Below are 15,704 nucleotides of genomic sequence, written 5' to 3' on the forward strand. Positions count from 1 at the left end.
GGTTGTTTCCCACTTCAGGTCCGGGTTGGCCAGCTGAGACTGGGCAAGACCTGAAAGGTCAAGGTAGTTGCTACCGCCTGTGTAAAGCGGCAGGTATCTGAAGTCGCCGATCTCCTGGTTACCGGTTACACCGTAAGAAGCACGCAGCTTCAGTTCACTCATGTAGTCAAGACCTGACATGAAGTTTTCTTCAATCAGTCTCCAGCCTGCCGAAACAGACGGGAAGTAACCATAGCGGTTGTTCGCACCAAAACGGGAAGAGCCGTCAGCACGGAAGTTAACGCCCAACAGGTATCTGTCTCTGAAGGAGTAGTTCACACGACCAAAGAAAGAAACAAGAGAAGACTCGATTTCAGAGTTTGTACCGGCGTTCACACGAGCAGCACTCGATACGTAACGGAAACGCTCACTTGCGAAGCCTTCACCTGTTACACTGGCGCTGCGGATCTGGTTGTCCTCGTTGCTGGCACCGATCACAGAAGACAGGCTGTGTACCTCGTTGAAAGTTTTGTTATAAGCCAATGTTGCCTCCAACAAGCGTTTGGTAGCAGTGGTAGTGGCATTAATGGCCTGACCACCCTGTGCCTCAAAAGTAGAACCAGGGAAGTTAGCGGCGCTATAACGACGTTCCTCCACGTTCAGCACGTCTATACCACCCTTCACCTGCAGGTCGAGGCCCGGGATGATTGAGTATTTCGCAAACGCGTTACCAACAGCACGAAGGTTGCGTGTTTCGTTATCGTTCTCAAGACCTTCCGCTACCGGGTTAGTATAGTAGAAGTTAGGATAAGAGTAAGTTCTTGTCTCTACATCAGTGAAAACAGGCCAGAGCGGAGACGCAGCCAATGCGTTGGCAAACGGGCTGGTGATCGAGTTGTCGCTGATGATACGGTCACTGTCTGAGCGGCTTAGCTGAATGCTGGTGCCCAGTGAGAACTTGTCATTTGCCTGGTGGTCCAGGTTCAGTCGGGTAGAGTAACGCTGATAGCGGCTACCAATTACCACACCCTTCTGATCGAAGTAGTTACCAGACACATAGTAGCGCGTCTTCGGGTCACCACCGCTTAAAGAGAGCTCGTAGTTAGAGATTCCGGCCGAGCGGGAAATTTCATCCACCCAGTCAGTGTCAGCTATTGGGAAATCAAGGCCTCCATAGTAGAAGTCAGCAAACTCCTCTGGAGTGTACTGGCCTTCCGGAATGAAACCGTCGTTCACGAAAGCTTCCATCATGATCTCAGCATACTGCTGCGTGTTCAGAAGCTTAGGCTTTTTCCAGTAGTTCTGTGTACCTGAATACATATTGAAGTTAACCTGTGTCTGACGGGCAGAACCACGCTTGGTCGTGATCAGTACTACACCGTTGGCAGCACGCGAACCGTAGATGGCTGCGGCAGAGGCATCTTTCAGAATGTCGATTGACTCGATATCGTTCGGGTTGATGTCTGTCACTGCGTTAGTAGACTGACCACCAAAGCCTAACTGAGAGAAGTCACCTGTTGTTAGCGGAACACCATCCACTACATAAAGCGGCTGGTTGCTGGCAGAGATAGAGGTAGCCCCACGCACACGCACGGTGATACCGCCGCCAGGCGTACCAGAGTTCTGAGAAATCTGCACACCGGCAGCACGTCCCTGCAGTGCCTGGTCAACACCTACAACCGGCAGGTTCTGGATGTCTTCCGACTTCACTTTGGCTGTAGCGCCTGTTACTTCACGACGCTCCTGCGTACCGTAACCCACTACCACTACTTCACTTAGCTGACGCTCATCAGCAGCAAGCTGTACGTCAACTGTGGAGCGACCATTTACTGGTACTTCCTGACGCTGCATACCGATAAAGCTGAACACCAGGGTTGCGTTTGGCTGTACCGATAAGGTGTACTCGCCGTTGATTCCGGTTGTAACACCATTTGTAGTGCCCGCTCCAACACGGTAACACCTGGGAGCGCAGAGCCGTCATTGGCTGCTGTTACTCTACCGGATACAGTTTGAGTCTGAGCCCAGACACTGCCTACCAGTGTCAGGACTAAAAAGAAGCTCAAGAGTATACTCTTCTTCATAGTAGTTAAATTAGATAAAAAATTGATTTAGGAATTAACATTAGTCTTGCCAATTGGTTGAGAGAAATCAAAAAAACGGCTTAACTAATTTAGCAAATATAAAAAAATAATAAACACATTCCTTTAAAATGTTGGACAGATTCGGGTTTGTTTGCAGGAAATATGTAAAGTCTTATAAATCAGAAGAATTCATGTTCGAACTTGGATTAAGATGGTGTTCTGTGACCAAAACCCTGCTTATGAATCGGTTAATTTTTCTCCAGCACCGTCACACTCAGAAAGCCGCTGCCCTCGTGAATGGCTGACTTCCAGCCCAGGTCCTGCAGGTACCAGCGTATAAAATTATTGAGCAGGCCATGCGCCACCAGGATCACATGCGGCTTGTGCTCAGCCTCCCGTGCCAGAAATGTGGCTGCCTCACGTGCCCGCTGTTTTGCCTGCCTGAACGTCTCTATTCCCTTACTGTTCATGCCCATCATCCAAAGTAGCCTGGCGCCCACCAGCCAGAGCCTGATCGGGAGCCGCAAAAGAGGGAGCGAAAATATACGACGCTCAAACTCCCGGAACTCATGTCGCACGATCAATTCTACCTCATCACCAAATATCTGCCGTGCAGTGAGCTGCGACCTCACCAGGGTGCTGCAGTATACCTGCCGGATCTCCTGGTAAGGAATGGCCTCGTGTTCCAGGACAAACTGCTCTACTTCCGCTGCATCATAGTCGCTGATATAATTGCGTGCGCCGGCTTTGTCAAAGTAGCCCTTCTTCGAAACCATAGGCCGTGCATGACGGATCAGGAAGATGCGCTTTCTGGTCTGAGTACTGATCGATGGTGCTGTCAAGACATGCCTGGTTGGTTTAAGCAGTGTATACGCACGAGGGAATTCCACGATGCCCGTGGCTCCAGGGTGCAACTCAACTTATAGCCATCATTTCAGGTGCAGAGATCGCAAGGTATAGGCATGATAAAAAAATGTAAAAAACCTGAAATCGCATTAACGGAATTTGCCTTGCTCGCGTAATAGAATGCACTGATAGCAACTGCTGGAACACATGACATGAACCACCCAGCGGAAGTACAATTTTTCATAAACATCTTCTGGCCAGCCTTTGGCCTTCATCTATACCTGGCTGGCTATTAATTATTAGGCATTCACCTGTCTCTAAGTGCCATGTTGCAACCTGGCTGAGATGAATATTGGCCCGAACCAAAAAATGATGTAAAACATATCTACACCAGAAAAGATAATGAAAACACCCCATTACCCATCGACGATCCTGATGACTGCCGATACGGTTGGCAGCGTATGGACCTATGCTCTGGAGCTAACAAGAGCCGTAGCATCCCAAGGCACAAATGTAGCACTGGCTACCATGGGTAGCCCCATGAACGAAGAGCAGCGCGCAGAAGCAGAGAGCATCCCCAATCTCACAGTGTATGAAAGCGAGTATAAGCTTGAATGGATGGATGATCCCTGGAAGGATGTGGAGAAGGCGGGCCAGTGGCTTTTGGAGCTGCGCGACCAGGTGCAGCCGGATGTGATCCACCTTAACCACATGAGTTTCGGCAGCCTGGATTGGGGCAAGCCCGTGCTGGCGGTCATCCACTCCTGTGTGCTGTCGTGGTGGCGGGCCGTGAAGCAGGAGGAGGCTCCCAAAAGCTGGAACAAGTACAGCGAAATGGTGCGAAAAGGCCTGCAGGCAGCCGATGTGGTGGTAGCCCCGACCCAGGCCATGATGCACCAGGCAGAAGAACTCTATGGTCCGTTTAAGCAAAGCACCGTGGTGTATAACGGGCGAGGACAGCAGTATTTCCAGTTTGGGCGCAAGGAGCCTTTCGTTTTCAGCCTGGGCAGGGTATGGGACGAGGCCAAGAATATCTCTATGCTGGCACACATTGCCTCAGACCTGCAGTGGCCGGTTTATATAGCAGGTGAAGGCAAGCATCCGGATACAGGAGAGGCCATGGAGCTGGAAAACGTATACTTCCTGGGGCAGCTCACAAACAAAGAGGTGTCTGATTGGCTATCCAGAGCGTCGATCTACGCATTGCCTGCCAAGTATGAACCCTTTGGACTTACCGTGCTGGAAGCGGCCATGTCAGGCTGCGCCCTGGTGGTGGCAAAACTGAGAGCATGGCTGAGGTATGGGGCAATGCCGCCCGCTACGTTGACCCAAACAGTGCAGATGAATTGCGTGACGCGATCGAGAACCTGATAGATGATGAGTTCTGCCGCAATATAATGGCTTGCCGGGCTGTGAAGCGCTCGCATGGATACACCGCCGACCAGATGGCCCAGGATTACAGTTATCTGTACGGGCAGCTGATTCAGGCACCGGTTTCGGTTTCAAAATGAAAAACTAGCTTATCTTTACCAAAAATTGTCAAACAACGAGATGAACATCGTTATTCTTGGCCTTTCCATTACAACTTCCTGGGGCAATGGCCACGCCACCACATACCGTAACCTGGTACGGGCCCTCAACGCCAATGCACACCATGTGTTGTTTCTGGAGAGAAAGCTGCCTCAGCGACAAGCCGCGGCTGATCTGGCGCGCCAGACTTCTGCCAGTTAGGCACCTACGCTACATTAGAGCAACTGAAGCAGTACACGGAGCAAGTACGTGAAGCCGATTTGGTGATCATGGGTTCGAGTCTGTCTGAAGGCACCGTGATCGGGAAGTGGATAATCGAGACGGCAAAGGGCATTAAGGCTTTTTACGATCTGGATGCACCTGCCACCCTCACAGAACTGGAAGGCCAGGGACCATCTTACCTGAGTGCGAGCCTGATCCCTGCCTTTGACCTATACCTATCCTGCACGGGAGGTCCTGCATTGGAGCTGTTTGAGCAAAAGTACGGCGCCAGCATGGCCCGTCCGCTCTACTTCTCAGTTAACCCGGAGCTATACCATCACGAGTACCGCGAGATCAAATGGGATCTGGGCTACCTGGGTGCTTATTCAGAAGACAGACAGTCGGTCCTGCAAAAACTGATGGTGGATGCGGCCGCTCAGTGGCCAGAGGGACGTTTTGCGGTAGCTGGTACGAAATATCCCGAAGACATGGGCTGGCCCGGTAACATCAACATGCTGCATCACCTGACTCCGGTTGAGCACCGCGATTTCTTTAACAGCCAGCGCTTTGCGTTAAGCTTAGCCCGCTCTGGTGCCAGCAGGTTTGGCTATACCCCAAGCATGCGTCTCTTTGAGGCGGCTGCCTGCTGCACACCTGTCATTTCGGACTACTGGGAAGGTATAGAGTCGCTGTTTGAGCCTGAATCGGAAATACTGATTACCAAAAGCGCCTCTGAAACATTACGCTTCCTCCGTGAGATTTGTACCTCGGAGCGCAAAGCCATTGGTACAAGGGCCCGTCGCAAAGTGATGGCACACCACACAGCCGCCCACCGTGCCCATGAACTGGAAACGTATGTGGGAGAATTGATGTCCCTGAACACTTCGAATGAGCCAAAGCTGGAAACGATCGGCTGATACAGAACTGAATTTACTTAACAGGAAGCCATACCCGATTTGCTGGCAAGCGGGTATTGCTCTTTTTGTGCAGGGAGCAGCCACGCCTGACTGCACTAACGATTACATGACAATGACAAAAAAAGGAATAGAACGCTGGAAGACACTGAAATCGCAGGTGGTATTTGAACACAAATGGTATACCCTGCGCCGTGACCACGTGGAGCTGCCCAACGGACATGTGATGGACGACTACTTTGTGAGTGTAAGACCGGATGTGGTGCTGACCTTCCCGTTGACTGAAGATGGGCACGTGCTGTTTGTGCGGCAGTACAAGCATGCTGCTGCCGATATCTTTATTGAACTGCCCGGTGGCGTGATCGATGCGCATGAAACGAACCCCCTGGAGGCGGCTAAACGGGAGCTGTTGGAAGAAACCGGCTATACCACCGACGACCTGGAACCGGTGCTGCAGGTGATTGACAACCCAACCAAAGACACGAATAAAATTTACTATTACATCGCCCGCAATGTACGCGAAGTAGCTGCTCAGGACCTCGATGAGAGTGAGCACATCGAGGTCCTGAAAGTGCCACTGCAGGAGGTGGAGCAAATGATAATGAGCGGCCAGGTTAATGTGGCCGGCTCCATTGCACTCTGCCTGCTTGCTCTCCGGAAGCTGGGTGCTTAGAGCTTACTGATCTGCCTGCCAGGCAGTAGCTGCAATGATGTTGGTGCCTTTCCAGTGCAAAGTATAGCCTGCCGTGTGCGGGGCGAGGCTGAACTGTGAGTGCAGGTTCAGTTCCTGACGAATTTGGGCTGCTGTAACCTGAAGTGGAGCCGGTTTATACCCATTGCGTGTCAGGCGGTGCTGCCAGGCATCCAGCCGTTCGTGGCGCTCTACTCTGTCGCCCCCTTCAAAAGCTACCACATTAAGGATCTCCCTGCCAAAAAACTCCTGCTCGATCACACGGCGCTCCGGCATATCGGCCGGTAACAGCGTGTCCAGCACATCAAACACGGTATGGTAGTGACGCAGCGACTCACGCAGGCGTGGCAGGAAGTCGAGGCGGTTATGCTCTGAGTCAGGTTCTGTCAAGGTGAGCAGCTGCGGACGCAATGCACGTATCTGCTGCAGTACGCGATCACGCTGGTCAGGTATAGCCACCAGTTCATCGGCGAGATGGTGCAGAGTGAGTGCCGCGTTCACGATCAGGGTATGGGAAGCGTCAATCTCAAGCGATTGCAAATCAAAATCTTCAAGGCGGGTAGCCACATAGGTATAGCTGAAGTCCAGGCCCAGCCGCTCGGCGTGTGCGCTTAGGCGGGAACCGGTAGCCTGCAGCTTATAGGCCGGATCCGGGTTACTGTGGTCCGGTATATCGATGCCTGTCAGGTGCAAAGCAGGACGCTCTCCCGGCATGGCTGCCAGCTGTTCCATCAGGTGGAACCACTGCAAGCCACTGCCTATACCTAAGTCCAGCAGGTATACCGATGACTTACCGGCAATGGCAGAAAGGATGGAGTGATTGGCAAAGCGGTGCCCGAAAGTAACCAGCGGCGTAGCTGTCACCAGCACATTGAAGGCCGCGATCATATCCATTTCCCCAAAGTTAGAGGCATACAGGTTGCCTGACGCTTTCGTTGTGCTTTGCTGACAACGCAATGCCAGGGCCCGTGCAAATGCCTGCGCGATGCGGCCTTCTGCACCAGTCTGCTCAGCAGCTCTGTTCAATAAGTCGTGTGCATTAACCACGGCCTCTTCAGGCTGGTCCTGAACCTGATAGCCCAGGTCGAGTACCTGTGCCAGTAGCGGTTGTGTAGCGTATACGCGGGAAGGATGTAGTAATTCTTGTAGCATTTGCAGAAGGTATAACTGGTGTTCGTCAGGCCCGATAGTCAGGCGCAGGGTATGGTGGTCGGCACGGCGCACCAGGATGTTGTTGGCAAGCAGGTAGCTGTGTATGTCATCGGCGCTGTAACCACCGGCATCCAGCAGCAGAAAATTACCCTGTGATGGCCAGAACTGTACGCCTATCTTCTGCAGCGCCTGCTCCAGCTTGGTTTTGCCGGTCTGTGTGGCCTCTAGGGTCATGTGCAGGAAGTGCTCGTCGTCCAATGCAGCCAGTGCGGCAACCTGTGCCAGCTGGTTCACATTGTATGGTTGTTTTACTTCGTGTATCTGCTCAATCAGGTGCCGCTGCGCGATCATGTACCCGATGCGGACGGAGGCTAGCCCGTAGGCCTTGGAGAAGGTGCGTAACACCACCAGGTTTGGGTAGCGGGAGAGCATTGACACGGCATCAGCACAGTCAGGAGCTGTAACATATTCTATGTAAGCCTCATCTACCACAACAGTAATATGTGCAGGGATGCGATCGAGTACCTCCTCCAGCTCAGCGGATGTGAGGTAAGTGCCGGTTGGGTTATTGGGGTTGCAGATGAAACAGAGTCGTGTAGAGGGGCGCAGCTGGCGCATAAAAGCCTGCATGTCAATCCGGAAAGCACTTGTAAGTGGAATTTCAGTGCAGGGGATGCGCAGAGCACGGGCTTCCTGGCAATACAGCGGGTAGGAGGGTGTGAAAGTCAGCACCTCTCCATCTTTGTCGTGACCGCAGAAGCGGCGCACGAGCAGCGAAATCAACTCTGCTGAGCCGCTGCCTACTGTGATCTCATCTGCCTGTACTCCCAGTTTCTTAGCCAGCGCGTGTCGCAGGTCGGCTGCATCGGGTGTTGGATAGCCATGTATGCTGGTGAGGGCCTGTTGCATGGCGGCCAGTACCTGCGGAGATGATCCAAACAGGTTTTCGTTTGTTGCAGCTTGATAAGGGAGGCGTTTCTGTTCCATAGCAGGTTGTAGCAGCATAAGTTTTAGCATTGCAATATAGCAATTCAAAAATGTATATTATATTTTAAATGATGGTTAAGCATAAAAAAATGATAACAAAGTGAAATTAAAAAAAATGCTTTATACGAGCAGATAACTAATTGTCTGAAAACGTTGTATATACAATTATTGCAAGCGTTATTGCACCCCATCTAAGATATTTTCGATATGAAGTTAGAACATGAATTAAAGATGCCAAACTTCAGGAGCCCTTATCAGAGAGCTTCTCTGAATCTGATGTTCACGGGTGAGTGGATGATGGCACGGGTTGACAGTCTGCTCAAGCCCTATGACATTTCTTCACAACAGTACAATGTCCTGCGCATCCTCCGGGGGCAGCAGGGCAAGCCCATCAACCTCTTTGCCATACAGGAGCGAATGCTGAACCGCATGAGCAATGCTACCCGCCTGGTTGAAAAACTGCGTCTGAAAGGGCTGGTTACCCGTGAGCTTTGCGAGCAGAACAGACGCAAGGTGGAGATTGCCATCACAGATAAAGGAATGGAACTGCTCGACAAGCTAGACCCACTGATGAAGCAGCTCGAGGAAGACACCTTTAAAAGCCTGTCGGCTGATGAAGCACAACACCTGAGCGACACACTGGACCGGGTGCGGGAATAATTCCGGTAACACGTCTGTATTGCTTAACTTCTGGCAGAGCCTGTCGTTTAAATGTCAGTATGACAAACAAATAGCTATGGAACAGGAACAAACCACTTTGTTGAAAGATTATACGATGGAAGAAAAGGGCGCCTACCTGGCAGCGCTTGCTTCCGTTGCTTCCGCAGATGGACACGCCTCTGAAGAAGAACTGGAATTTTTGAGGGTGCTGAGTGAGGCAGCCGATATGCCGGAAAACGTGGAGGAAGAGGTGATCTCAATTGCTAAAAATCCTTCACAGATCAGCGTGCAGCGGGTGCTCGATGTGCTCAAAAAGAGTGAACTGCGCTTCTCTTTCATCACTGATATCATCAGCTTTGCCAAAGCTGATGGCGAATATACCCAGGAGGAGCAGAAGCGGATACAGGAGATGGCCGATTACCTGGGCGTAGACCAAAAGCAGTACAGTGTGCTGGAGCAATTTGTGAACAAGGCCGATGAGGCCCAGCAGCACGGGGAGGATCCGAGTTCTCAGGCGTTTATGAACAAGAACGGTTTTGGAGACATGTTTAAGAATGTTGGCATCTCCCCACAAATGGTACAAGGTATACTAGGCATAGCAGCGCCGCTTGTACTGGCCCGTATGATGGGCGGCGGCAGACGCCGCGGCGGTATGATGGGTGGCATGGGCGGCGGTCTGCTGGGAGGACTGCTTGGTGGTATGATGATGGGACGTGGCGGGCTGATGGGGGGCGGTCGACGCTCGAACAGCGGCTTAGGTTCCATGGCCTCTGTATTGGGTAGCCTTAATGGGCGCAACCGCTACGGCAGCATGGGCTCCGGCGGACTGGGCAGCTTGTTGGGTGGATTGCTCGGTGGCAACAAACGGGGCGGCGGCACGAGCTGGTAGGTATAGCGGTGTATTTTCATCATCTACAAAACAGCTGTATTTGATAGGAAGGGAGCTGGTGGTAATTTTTGCCATCAGCTCCCTTCTATTTGGGCATGCCTCAATCTGCTATGATATATTTTGTAGCTTTAGGAAGCAAATCTGAACCGCATCAGTTACTATGATAAAAAGTAAATTCCTATACCTGGCATTGGCCTGAGCCTGGGTTTTTCTGCCTGTCAGCAGCCACCGGAGCAACCTACTGCAACTGCTCAAACACAAACCACCGAAGCGAAGGTATACTACCCGGGCAAAGGTGATAACTGGGAAAAGAAAGAACCAGAAAAGGTTGGTATGGACGCTGCTGCATTGCAGGAAGCAGTAGAGTGGGCCAAACAGCAGGAAACGACCCAAATGCCCAAAGACTTCTCTACGCAGGAGGAAATTTTCGGCAAAATGCTCGGGCCTTTACCCAACGATAGAGCCAGCACCAACGGCATCATCCTGAAGAACGGCTACATCGTGGCCGAATGGGGCGAAACCGAGCAGGTAGACCCCACCTACAGCGTTGCCAAAAGTGTGCTCTCCACCATATTGGGCATTACGATAGACAGGGGTATGATCAAAAACATACAAGACCCGGTGGCGAACTATGTGCAGGATGGCGGCTATGACTCGGAGCAGAACCGCAAGGTAACCTGGGAGCACCACGTGCGGCAGACCAGCGAATGGGAAGGCGAACTCTGGGGTAAGAAACACGACTTTGTGGGCAAGGAAGAATACGGCCGTGGTGAACGTAAACCACGTGAGCTGCAGGAGCCAGGTACCTACTACGAGTACAACGACGTGCGCATCAATCGCTTTGCTTTGTCGATGCTCCGCCTTTGGAAAAAGCCGCTGCCGGAAGTGTTCAAAGACGAAGTGATGGATCCGATTGATGCTTCTAATACCTGGAAGTACGTGCCTTACCATAATTCCTATGTAGAGATAGGCGGCAAGCGCATGCCCTCGGTGAGCGGCGGTACCCGCTGGGGCGGTGGCCTCTGGATCAGTGCCCGCGACGAAGCCCGCTTTGGCTACCTGTTCCTGCGCAACGGCCGCTGGAAGGACAAGCAGATCGTGTCGGAGGAGTGGGTGAAAGAAGCTACTACTCAACGCAGACCGGTAGGTCCTGACTACGGCTACCTGTGGTGGCTCAATACCGAAGGCAAAGCCTGGCCCAGTGCGCCTACCACCAGCTATGCTGCTTTAGGTGCCGGACAGAATACGATTTGGGTAGATCCGGAGCATGATATCGTGATCGTGTGGCGATGGCACCACGGCAACCCGGATGAGTTGATTAAAAGGGTGCTGGCAGCGGTGAAGGAATAAAACAAAACGAGCCGACTCACATGAGTCGGCTCGTTCTTTATCAGGTTATACCTTTAGGTCTTAGTGACGGCAAGTGCAGTGCTCGCCGGCTATACCTTCGGTGCGGGTATCAGTACCTTCGTGCCAATCGAAAGAAGCTGCATACTTGTTGTTTTCCCACCAGAATTTGCCTGGCTTGCGGTCGTAGTTGCCTACCTCGTTTAGCGTAGCGGCATCAAACAGTCGGCCATTAACCATAGTGTAGCGCACGTGCTCGGAGTTCTGGATATTCTCGAGTGGGTTCTGGTCCAGCACGATCAGGTCGGCCAGTTTACCTGTCTCCAGTGAGCCGAGTTCTTTGCCCATACCCAGGTACTCGGCACCGTTCATCGTGGCGGCACGCAGGGCTTCCATGTTGGTCATACCGCCTTGCTGCAGCATCCAAAGCTCCCAGTGTGCGCCGAGGCCTTGCAGCTGTCCGTGTGCACCGAGGTTCACTTTTACGCCGGCATCCGTCAGGGCCTTGCAGGCTTCAGAAGTCTTGAAATAACCGTTGCGGTACTCTTCGTCCGGTACCTGCATCACAAAGCGTGAGCGACCATCGATTACTGAACGAGGTGTGAATTTCAGGAGTCTTTCCTTCTCCCATACCTTGGTGTTCTGGTACCAGTAGTACTCGCCGCTGGTCGCGCCGTAGTTTACGATCAGGGTAGGGGTATAGCCGGTGTTTGAGGCTTTCCATACCTCTACCACATCTTTGTAGAGTGGTGCGATCGGGATGTTATGCTCTATACCGGAGTGACCGTCGAGGATCATGCTCATGTTGTGGAAGAAGGTTGAGCCACCTTCCGGCACCACGGTCATGTCTAGTTCGCGAGCCGCCTGAATGATCTGCTGGCGCTGCTCACGGCGTGGCTGGTTGTAGCTCTTCACCGAGAAACCACCGGCAGCTTGAATGCGTTTCAAATGCGAACGGGCGTCGTCGAGGCTGTTCACCACAGCTTTAAAGTTGCCATCAGCACCGTACAGAATCGTTCCAGTTGAGTAGATGCGCGGACCCACCATATGCCCTGCTTTCACGGCTTCGGACTGGCTGAATACCATCTCGGTAGTAGAAGATGGGTCGTGCGTCGTCGTTACACCGTAAGCCAGGTTAGCCAGGTACGACCACTGCTGTTTCGGGCTCATGCCGTTACGGAAGGTGCCCAGGTGTGCGTGTACGTCCACTATACCTGGCATAATCGTCTTACCACTGGCGTCAATCACTTTCGCGTCTTTCGGCACAGCTATACCTTTGCCCACCGACACAATGCGGTTGCCGTCCACGACGATCGTACCGCCTTCAATTACCTCATCGCCTTTCATCGTGATGATACGGGCGTTGGTAAAGGCTACTTTGCCCTGCGGCTTATCTGTTTTAAACTCCAAACCGATCTTTATACCTGTGGTATCGATGGCGGGCAGTTTCTCAGGAGCACCCTCCAGGAAAGCAAAGCGGTCTTTCAGGTCGTTCGAGAAATACTCATCACCCAGCACCCAGTTCACTTTCTTGCTGTCGCCTGACCAGTGCACGCTTGTGCCCGCGTCTTTCGTGAAACGGGCAACAGGAACTGCCTTGGTCTCAGCGCTTAGGTCCATACCGGCACCATTGGCCGAGAAAGGCACTACATAGCCGTTGAATAGCTCCACAAAAGCCAGCCATTTGTTGTCCGGGCTAGGGTAGAACTGGTCGGTGTAGGTAGAGGTATAGTGCGTGCGCTCCTCTTTGCCGTTCAGGGCCACGCTCTTGAAGGTATACTTACCGCCACCGCCAGCTGTGAAGAAAATACGGTCAGACGAAGCGTTGAACAGTGGATTGAAGCCGCTCTTCTGTACGAAGGTCGGGTTCTTGCCTTCTGCCGTCATGTAATAGATGCCACGCTCGTTGCCGTGGGCATAGCCCATGTGGTTGTTGCCACCGTCTTTGCTGTACACGATCAGCTTGCCGTTTGGCGAGAAAGAAGCGTTGGTATAGAAGCCTTTCTCAGATGTGAGTTTAGACGGCTTCGCGTTTTTCTTGCGGATGTCCACTTTCACCAATGCGCCGAGGTTTTCATCGTCCCAGGTAGAGAACACGAGCGTTTTGCCATCAGGCGAGAAAGCCGGGTAGAACTCAAAGTCCTTGCCGTTGGTGATGCGCTCCGGCTTGCCGTTTGGCAGTTCTTTTTTGTAGATATGACCCGCAGCATTGAACACCAGTAGCTTGCCATCAGGCGAAGTCACGGCATGGCGGATGGCCTTAGCCGCGAACTGGTCTGGCGATACACCTTCCTTGCTGAAATCGTGACGCACGGCTTCGGCGATGTGGTGCGTGGCAGTGGCTTCAAAAGGTATGTTGCTTACTTTCTGGCTGGCTACGTCAATCTTGTTGATCTTGCCGTTTGCCCAGAACACGAGGCTCTTGTTGTCAGGCGTCCAGGAGAAGTACGGATATACCCCAAAGATGGCCCAGGCTTCCTGCTGGTCGTTGCTCAGCTGGTCGTAGATCGGCCACTGCTCACCTGTTTTGAGATCGTGGATGAAAAGAACGGACTTGGTGCGCACGCGGCGCACGAAAGCCAGCTGCTTGCCATCGCGGGAGATAATCGGACGAACGGAGCCACCATTACCCGTTACCACGTTTTCGATCTCGCCTGTGTTACGGTCTACGCGACGAATCACGTAAATCTGGCTGTTCGGGTCTTTGTTGTACTCAAAGGTAGAGCCACCGCTCATGTCTTCTGAGAAGTACACGTACTTGCCGTCCGGCGAGGCCATCGGCTCACCTGCGTCTTGCTGGTCGTTTTTGCGCTTGGTCAGCTGCACGCCGCTGCCACCCGATCTGTGGTACATCCACATCTCGCCGGCGCCCAGCGAACGGGAGGCCGTAAAGTGCTTGCGGGCGATCAGATATTCCCCATCAGGCGTCCAAACAGCGTTGTTGAGCAAACGGAAGTTCTCTTTGGTGATCTGCTTGGCGTCGGAGCCATCGCGCTTCATTACCCAGATGTTGTCGCCGCCACCTGCATCAGAAGTAAAGGAGATGAACTTGCCATCAGGCTAAAACGCGGCTGCACCTCGTAGGCGCGGCCACTGCGGAGCAACTTCGCTTTGCCGCCCGAAATCGGCATGATATAGATATCGCCGAGCATGTCGAAGACGATCTCCTTGCCGTCCGGACTCACGTCCAGGCTCATCCAGGTGCCTTCGTCGGTTGTTACGGTAATTTCTTTTTGCGGTCCGCGGGCTTCCTCCACGTTCCACTTGTTGTCTTTTTTGTCCTGCGCCGTGGCTGTGCCCAAAGGTAAGGCAAGTGCCGCCGCCAGGAACATACTCAGATAGGTATGCTTCTTCATGACAGGGTGTATTCGATTAGATTAATTTAGATTCTCAAATTTAACGATTTGAGGGGAGAAATCAGAAAAGGTTTAATTTAGGTGGGCGGGGTAGAGATTTGGACGTGTATTGGATAATGTTCTTGGAAGAACAGGTTGCTCCTCAATACCGTCAACTTAAGTAAACGCTCTTTCGAAATTATCAATCCGAAACTGATTTGACAGCAACTAATAGAGTATCAGGATGGTCATCCTACCCTTGTCGTCGATATGCACTTGAAAATGGACTTGCGAATTTACGGCCTTCCCCATAAAACGGGCTGGCTCCCATTGTCCGGTAGAGGCTTTAAGCGCTTGCAAAAGGTCGTGTTGTAAAGAGCTACACTCTTTCAGTGGTGCCCATACGATAGCCTGCACATCATATACTTGATAATATGTAGGTTTCACTCGCCGATCAGGTATAGATAGTTCCGTGATGTTTCCCATTGAATCTATACTTGCTATAAAATTCTCATAATTGAATTGACCGGTCAGTCCATATTTCTTACTTTCAATGTGGAGTAATAGATTCGCTAACTGAATATTAGGAGAAGGGCCTACATAATCGATTGCGGCGGGATTCGTAAATACAGTTCTATCGAAAAGGATGTTTCTGTAATCAATCGTATACCCCAATTGCAAGATGTTAGCCTCCTGCACAGGTATAGCTTCCAGCGAATCTAAGGGCTTCGAGTTAGAGCCGTAGTAGCTGAAAGTTAGGATACCCTTTCGCTCGTAAGTATAGAGCAGCCACCTTTGACCCAGCGTAACATCAAAATCGCAGGAGCTATACCTACCAGTAATTTCTCCAGCTGCCGGTAAAGTAAATGTGAGTGTTTCAGGTAAGGAAATTCCCTTCTTGAAGTGCTTTTCTACACTGAACTTAACAGTGTAGGTTAGGGAGTCTTTAGCGAATACCTTAGATATAGCCTGCCCGAAAAGAACATGTTTCGCTTTTAGGAATTCTAAAGCAATCGGTGGAGGATCTGCGTCGCAGGCAAATGCTGCAAATGGCCCTAAAGAAAAGATGAACAGTAGAAGCCTTATCATGCT

Annotated in this window: 13 protein-coding genes and 1 pseudogene; 8 read left to right on the plus strand and 6 right to left on the minus strand. The window is 51.9% G+C overall.

Going from position 1 to position 15,704, the window contains the following annotated elements; translation table 11 throughout:
* Both O71_RS14890 and O71_RS14895 read right to left on the minus strand, forming a co-directional pair.
* Nucleotides 1-1,911, minus strand: a pseudogene (locus O71_RS14890) (SusC/RagA family TonB-linked outer membrane protein); the annotation flags it as partial.
* A 397-nt stretch (nt 1,912-2,308) separates the two neighbouring features.
* Entirely contained in the window at nt 2,309-2,902 is a 594-nt protein-coding gene (locus tag O71_RS14895) for a histidine phosphatase family protein (protein ID WP_007658268.1), read from the minus strand.
* Between the two features lie 406 nt (nt 2,903-3,308).
* On the opposite strand from O71_RS14895, the gene O71_RS14900 reads away from it, so the two are divergent.
* The 5 genes from O71_RS14900 (at nt 3,309) to O71_RS14910 (ending at nt 6,224) form a co-directional block, all read left to right on the plus strand.
* On the plus strand, nt 3,309-4,277 hold the full coding sequence (locus O71_RS14900; RefSeq protein WP_007658269.1) for a glycosyltransferase family 4 protein: 969 nt from the start codon (nt 3,309-3,311) through the stop codon (nt 4,275-4,277).
* Nucleotides 4,196-4,417: a hypothetical protein gene (locus O71_RS23975; protein WP_155800930.1), complete on the plus strand. Its 222-nt coding sequence runs from the start codon at nt 4,196-4,198 to the stop codon at nt 4,415-4,417. The genes O71_RS14900 and O71_RS23975 overlap by 82 nt, the downstream gene beginning before the upstream one ends.
* Nucleotides 4,418-4,457: 40 nt before the next feature.
* Complete coding sequence (locus O71_RS25765) at nt 4,458-4,637, plus strand: hypothetical protein (RefSeq protein WP_237717861.1); 180 nt, start codon at nt 4,458-4,460, stop codon at nt 4,635-4,637.
* Nucleotides 4,638-4,705: 68 nt separating this feature from the next.
* A complete protein-coding gene (locus O71_RS14905) occupies nt 4,706-5,554 on the plus strand; it encodes a glycosyltransferase (RefSeq protein WP_237717862.1) in 849 nt (282 codons plus the stop codon).
* Between the two features lie 106 nt (nt 5,555-5,660).
* Nucleotides 5,661-6,224 carry an NUDIX hydrolase gene (locus O71_RS14910; RefSeq protein WP_237717863.1) on the plus strand — a complete coding sequence of 188 codons (564 nt, stop codon included), beginning with the start codon at nt 5,661-5,663 and terminating at the stop codon, nt 6,222-6,224.
* A 3-nt stretch (nt 6,225-6,227) separates the two neighbouring features.
* Here O71_RS14910 and hisC read toward each other — a convergent pair whose 3' ends face one another.
* On the minus strand, nt 6,228-8,381 hold the full coding sequence (gene hisC, locus O71_RS14915) for a histidinol-phosphate transaminase (RefSeq protein WP_155800931.1): 2,154 nt from the start codon (nt 8,379-8,381) through the stop codon (nt 6,228-6,230).
* Between the two features lie 207 nt (nt 8,382-8,588).
* On the opposite strand from hisC, the gene O71_RS14920 reads away from it, so the two are divergent.
* The 3 genes from O71_RS14920 (at nt 8,589) to O71_RS14930 (ending at nt 11,280) form a co-directional block, all read left to right on the plus strand.
* On the plus strand, nt 8,589-9,041 hold the full coding sequence (locus tag O71_RS14920) for a MarR family winged helix-turn-helix transcriptional regulator (protein ID WP_040574369.1): 453 nt from the start codon (nt 8,589-8,591) through the stop codon (nt 9,039-9,041).
* Nucleotides 9,042-9,117: 76 nt separating this feature from the next.
* Entirely contained in the window at nt 9,118-9,930 is an 813-nt protein-coding gene (locus O71_RS14925; RefSeq protein WP_007658279.1) for a TerB family tellurite resistance protein, read from the plus strand.
* Nucleotides 9,931-10,263: 333 nt separating this feature from the next.
* Nucleotides 10,264-11,280, plus strand: coding sequence for a serine hydrolase (locus O71_RS14930; protein ID WP_007658281.1), 1,017 nt, complete (start codon nt 10,264-10,266; stop codon nt 11,278-11,280).
* Nucleotides 11,281-11,340: 60 nt separating this feature from the next.
* Here the strand turns inward: O71_RS14930 and O71_RS14935 are convergent, their stop codons facing one another.
* The 3 genes from O71_RS14935 to O71_RS14940 form a co-directional block, all read right to left on the minus strand.
* Nucleotides 11,341-14,277 (minus strand): amidohydrolase family protein, encoded by a 2,937-nt coding sequence (locus O71_RS14935; protein WP_007658283.1) that lies wholly within the window; start codon nt 14,275-14,277, stop codon nt 11,341-11,343.
* Complete coding sequence (locus O71_RS27380; protein ID WP_007658288.1) at nt 14,277-14,633, minus strand: hypothetical protein; 357 nt, start codon at nt 14,631-14,633, stop codon at nt 14,277-14,279. The genes O71_RS14935 and O71_RS27380 overlap by 1 nt, the downstream gene beginning before the upstream one ends.
* Nucleotides 14,634-14,840: 207 nt before the next feature.
* Nucleotides 14,841-15,701: a hypothetical protein gene (locus tag O71_RS14940; protein WP_007658289.1), complete on the minus strand. Its 861-nt coding sequence runs from the start codon at nt 15,699-15,701 to the stop codon at nt 14,841-14,843.
* Nucleotides 15,702-15,704 lie beyond the last annotated feature (3 nt).

Origin of the sequence: Pontibacter sp. BAB1700 (assembly GCF_000277005.1) — a bacterium.
Lineage (GTDB): Bacteria > Bacteroidota > Bacteroidia > Cytophagales > Hymenobacteraceae > Pontibacter > Pontibacter lucknowensis.

Coding starts and splice junctions, on each gene's coding strand:
- O71_RS14930 (WP_007658281.1), top strand. CDS start 10,264: ATGGACGCTGCTGCATTGCAGGAAGCAGTAGAGTGGGCCAAACAGCAG.
- O71_RS14910 (WP_237717863.1), top strand. CDS start 5,661: ATGACAATGACAAAAAAAGGAATAGAACGCTGGAAGACACTGAAATCG.
- O71_RS14925 (WP_007658279.1), top strand. CDS start 9,118: ATGGAACAGGAACAAACCACTTTGTTGAAAGATTATACGATGGAAGAA.
- hisC (WP_155800931.1), bottom strand. CDS start 8,381: ATGGAACAGAAACGCCTCCCTTATCAAGCTGCAACAAACGAAAACCTG.
- O71_RS14935 (WP_007658283.1), bottom strand. CDS start 14,277: ATGAAGCGCGATGGCTCCGACGCCAAGCAGATCACCAAAGAGAACTTC.
- O71_RS14900 (WP_007658269.1), top strand. CDS start 3,309: ATGAAAACACCCCATTACCCATCGACGATCCTGATGACTGCCGATACG.
- O71_RS27380 (WP_007658288.1), bottom strand. CDS start 14,633: ATGAAGAAGCATACCTATCTGAGTATGTTCCTGGCGGCGGCACTTGCC.
- O71_RS14940 (WP_007658289.1), bottom strand. CDS start 15,701: ATGATAAGGCTTCTACTGTTCATCTTTTCTTTAGGGCCATTTGCAGCA.
- O71_RS14920 (WP_040574369.1), top strand. CDS start 8,589: ATGAAGTTAGAACATGAATTAAAGATGCCAAACTTCAGGAGCCCTTAT.
- O71_RS23975 (WP_155800930.1), top strand. CDS start 4,196: ATGGCTGAGGTATGGGGCAATGCCGCCCGCTACGTTGACCCAAACAGT.
- O71_RS25765 (WP_237717861.1), top strand. CDS start 4,458: ATGAACATCGTTATTCTTGGCCTTTCCATTACAACTTCCTGGGGCAAT.
- O71_RS14905 (WP_237717862.1), top strand. CDS start 4,706: ATGGGTTCGAGTCTGTCTGAAGGCACCGTGATCGGGAAGTGGATAATC.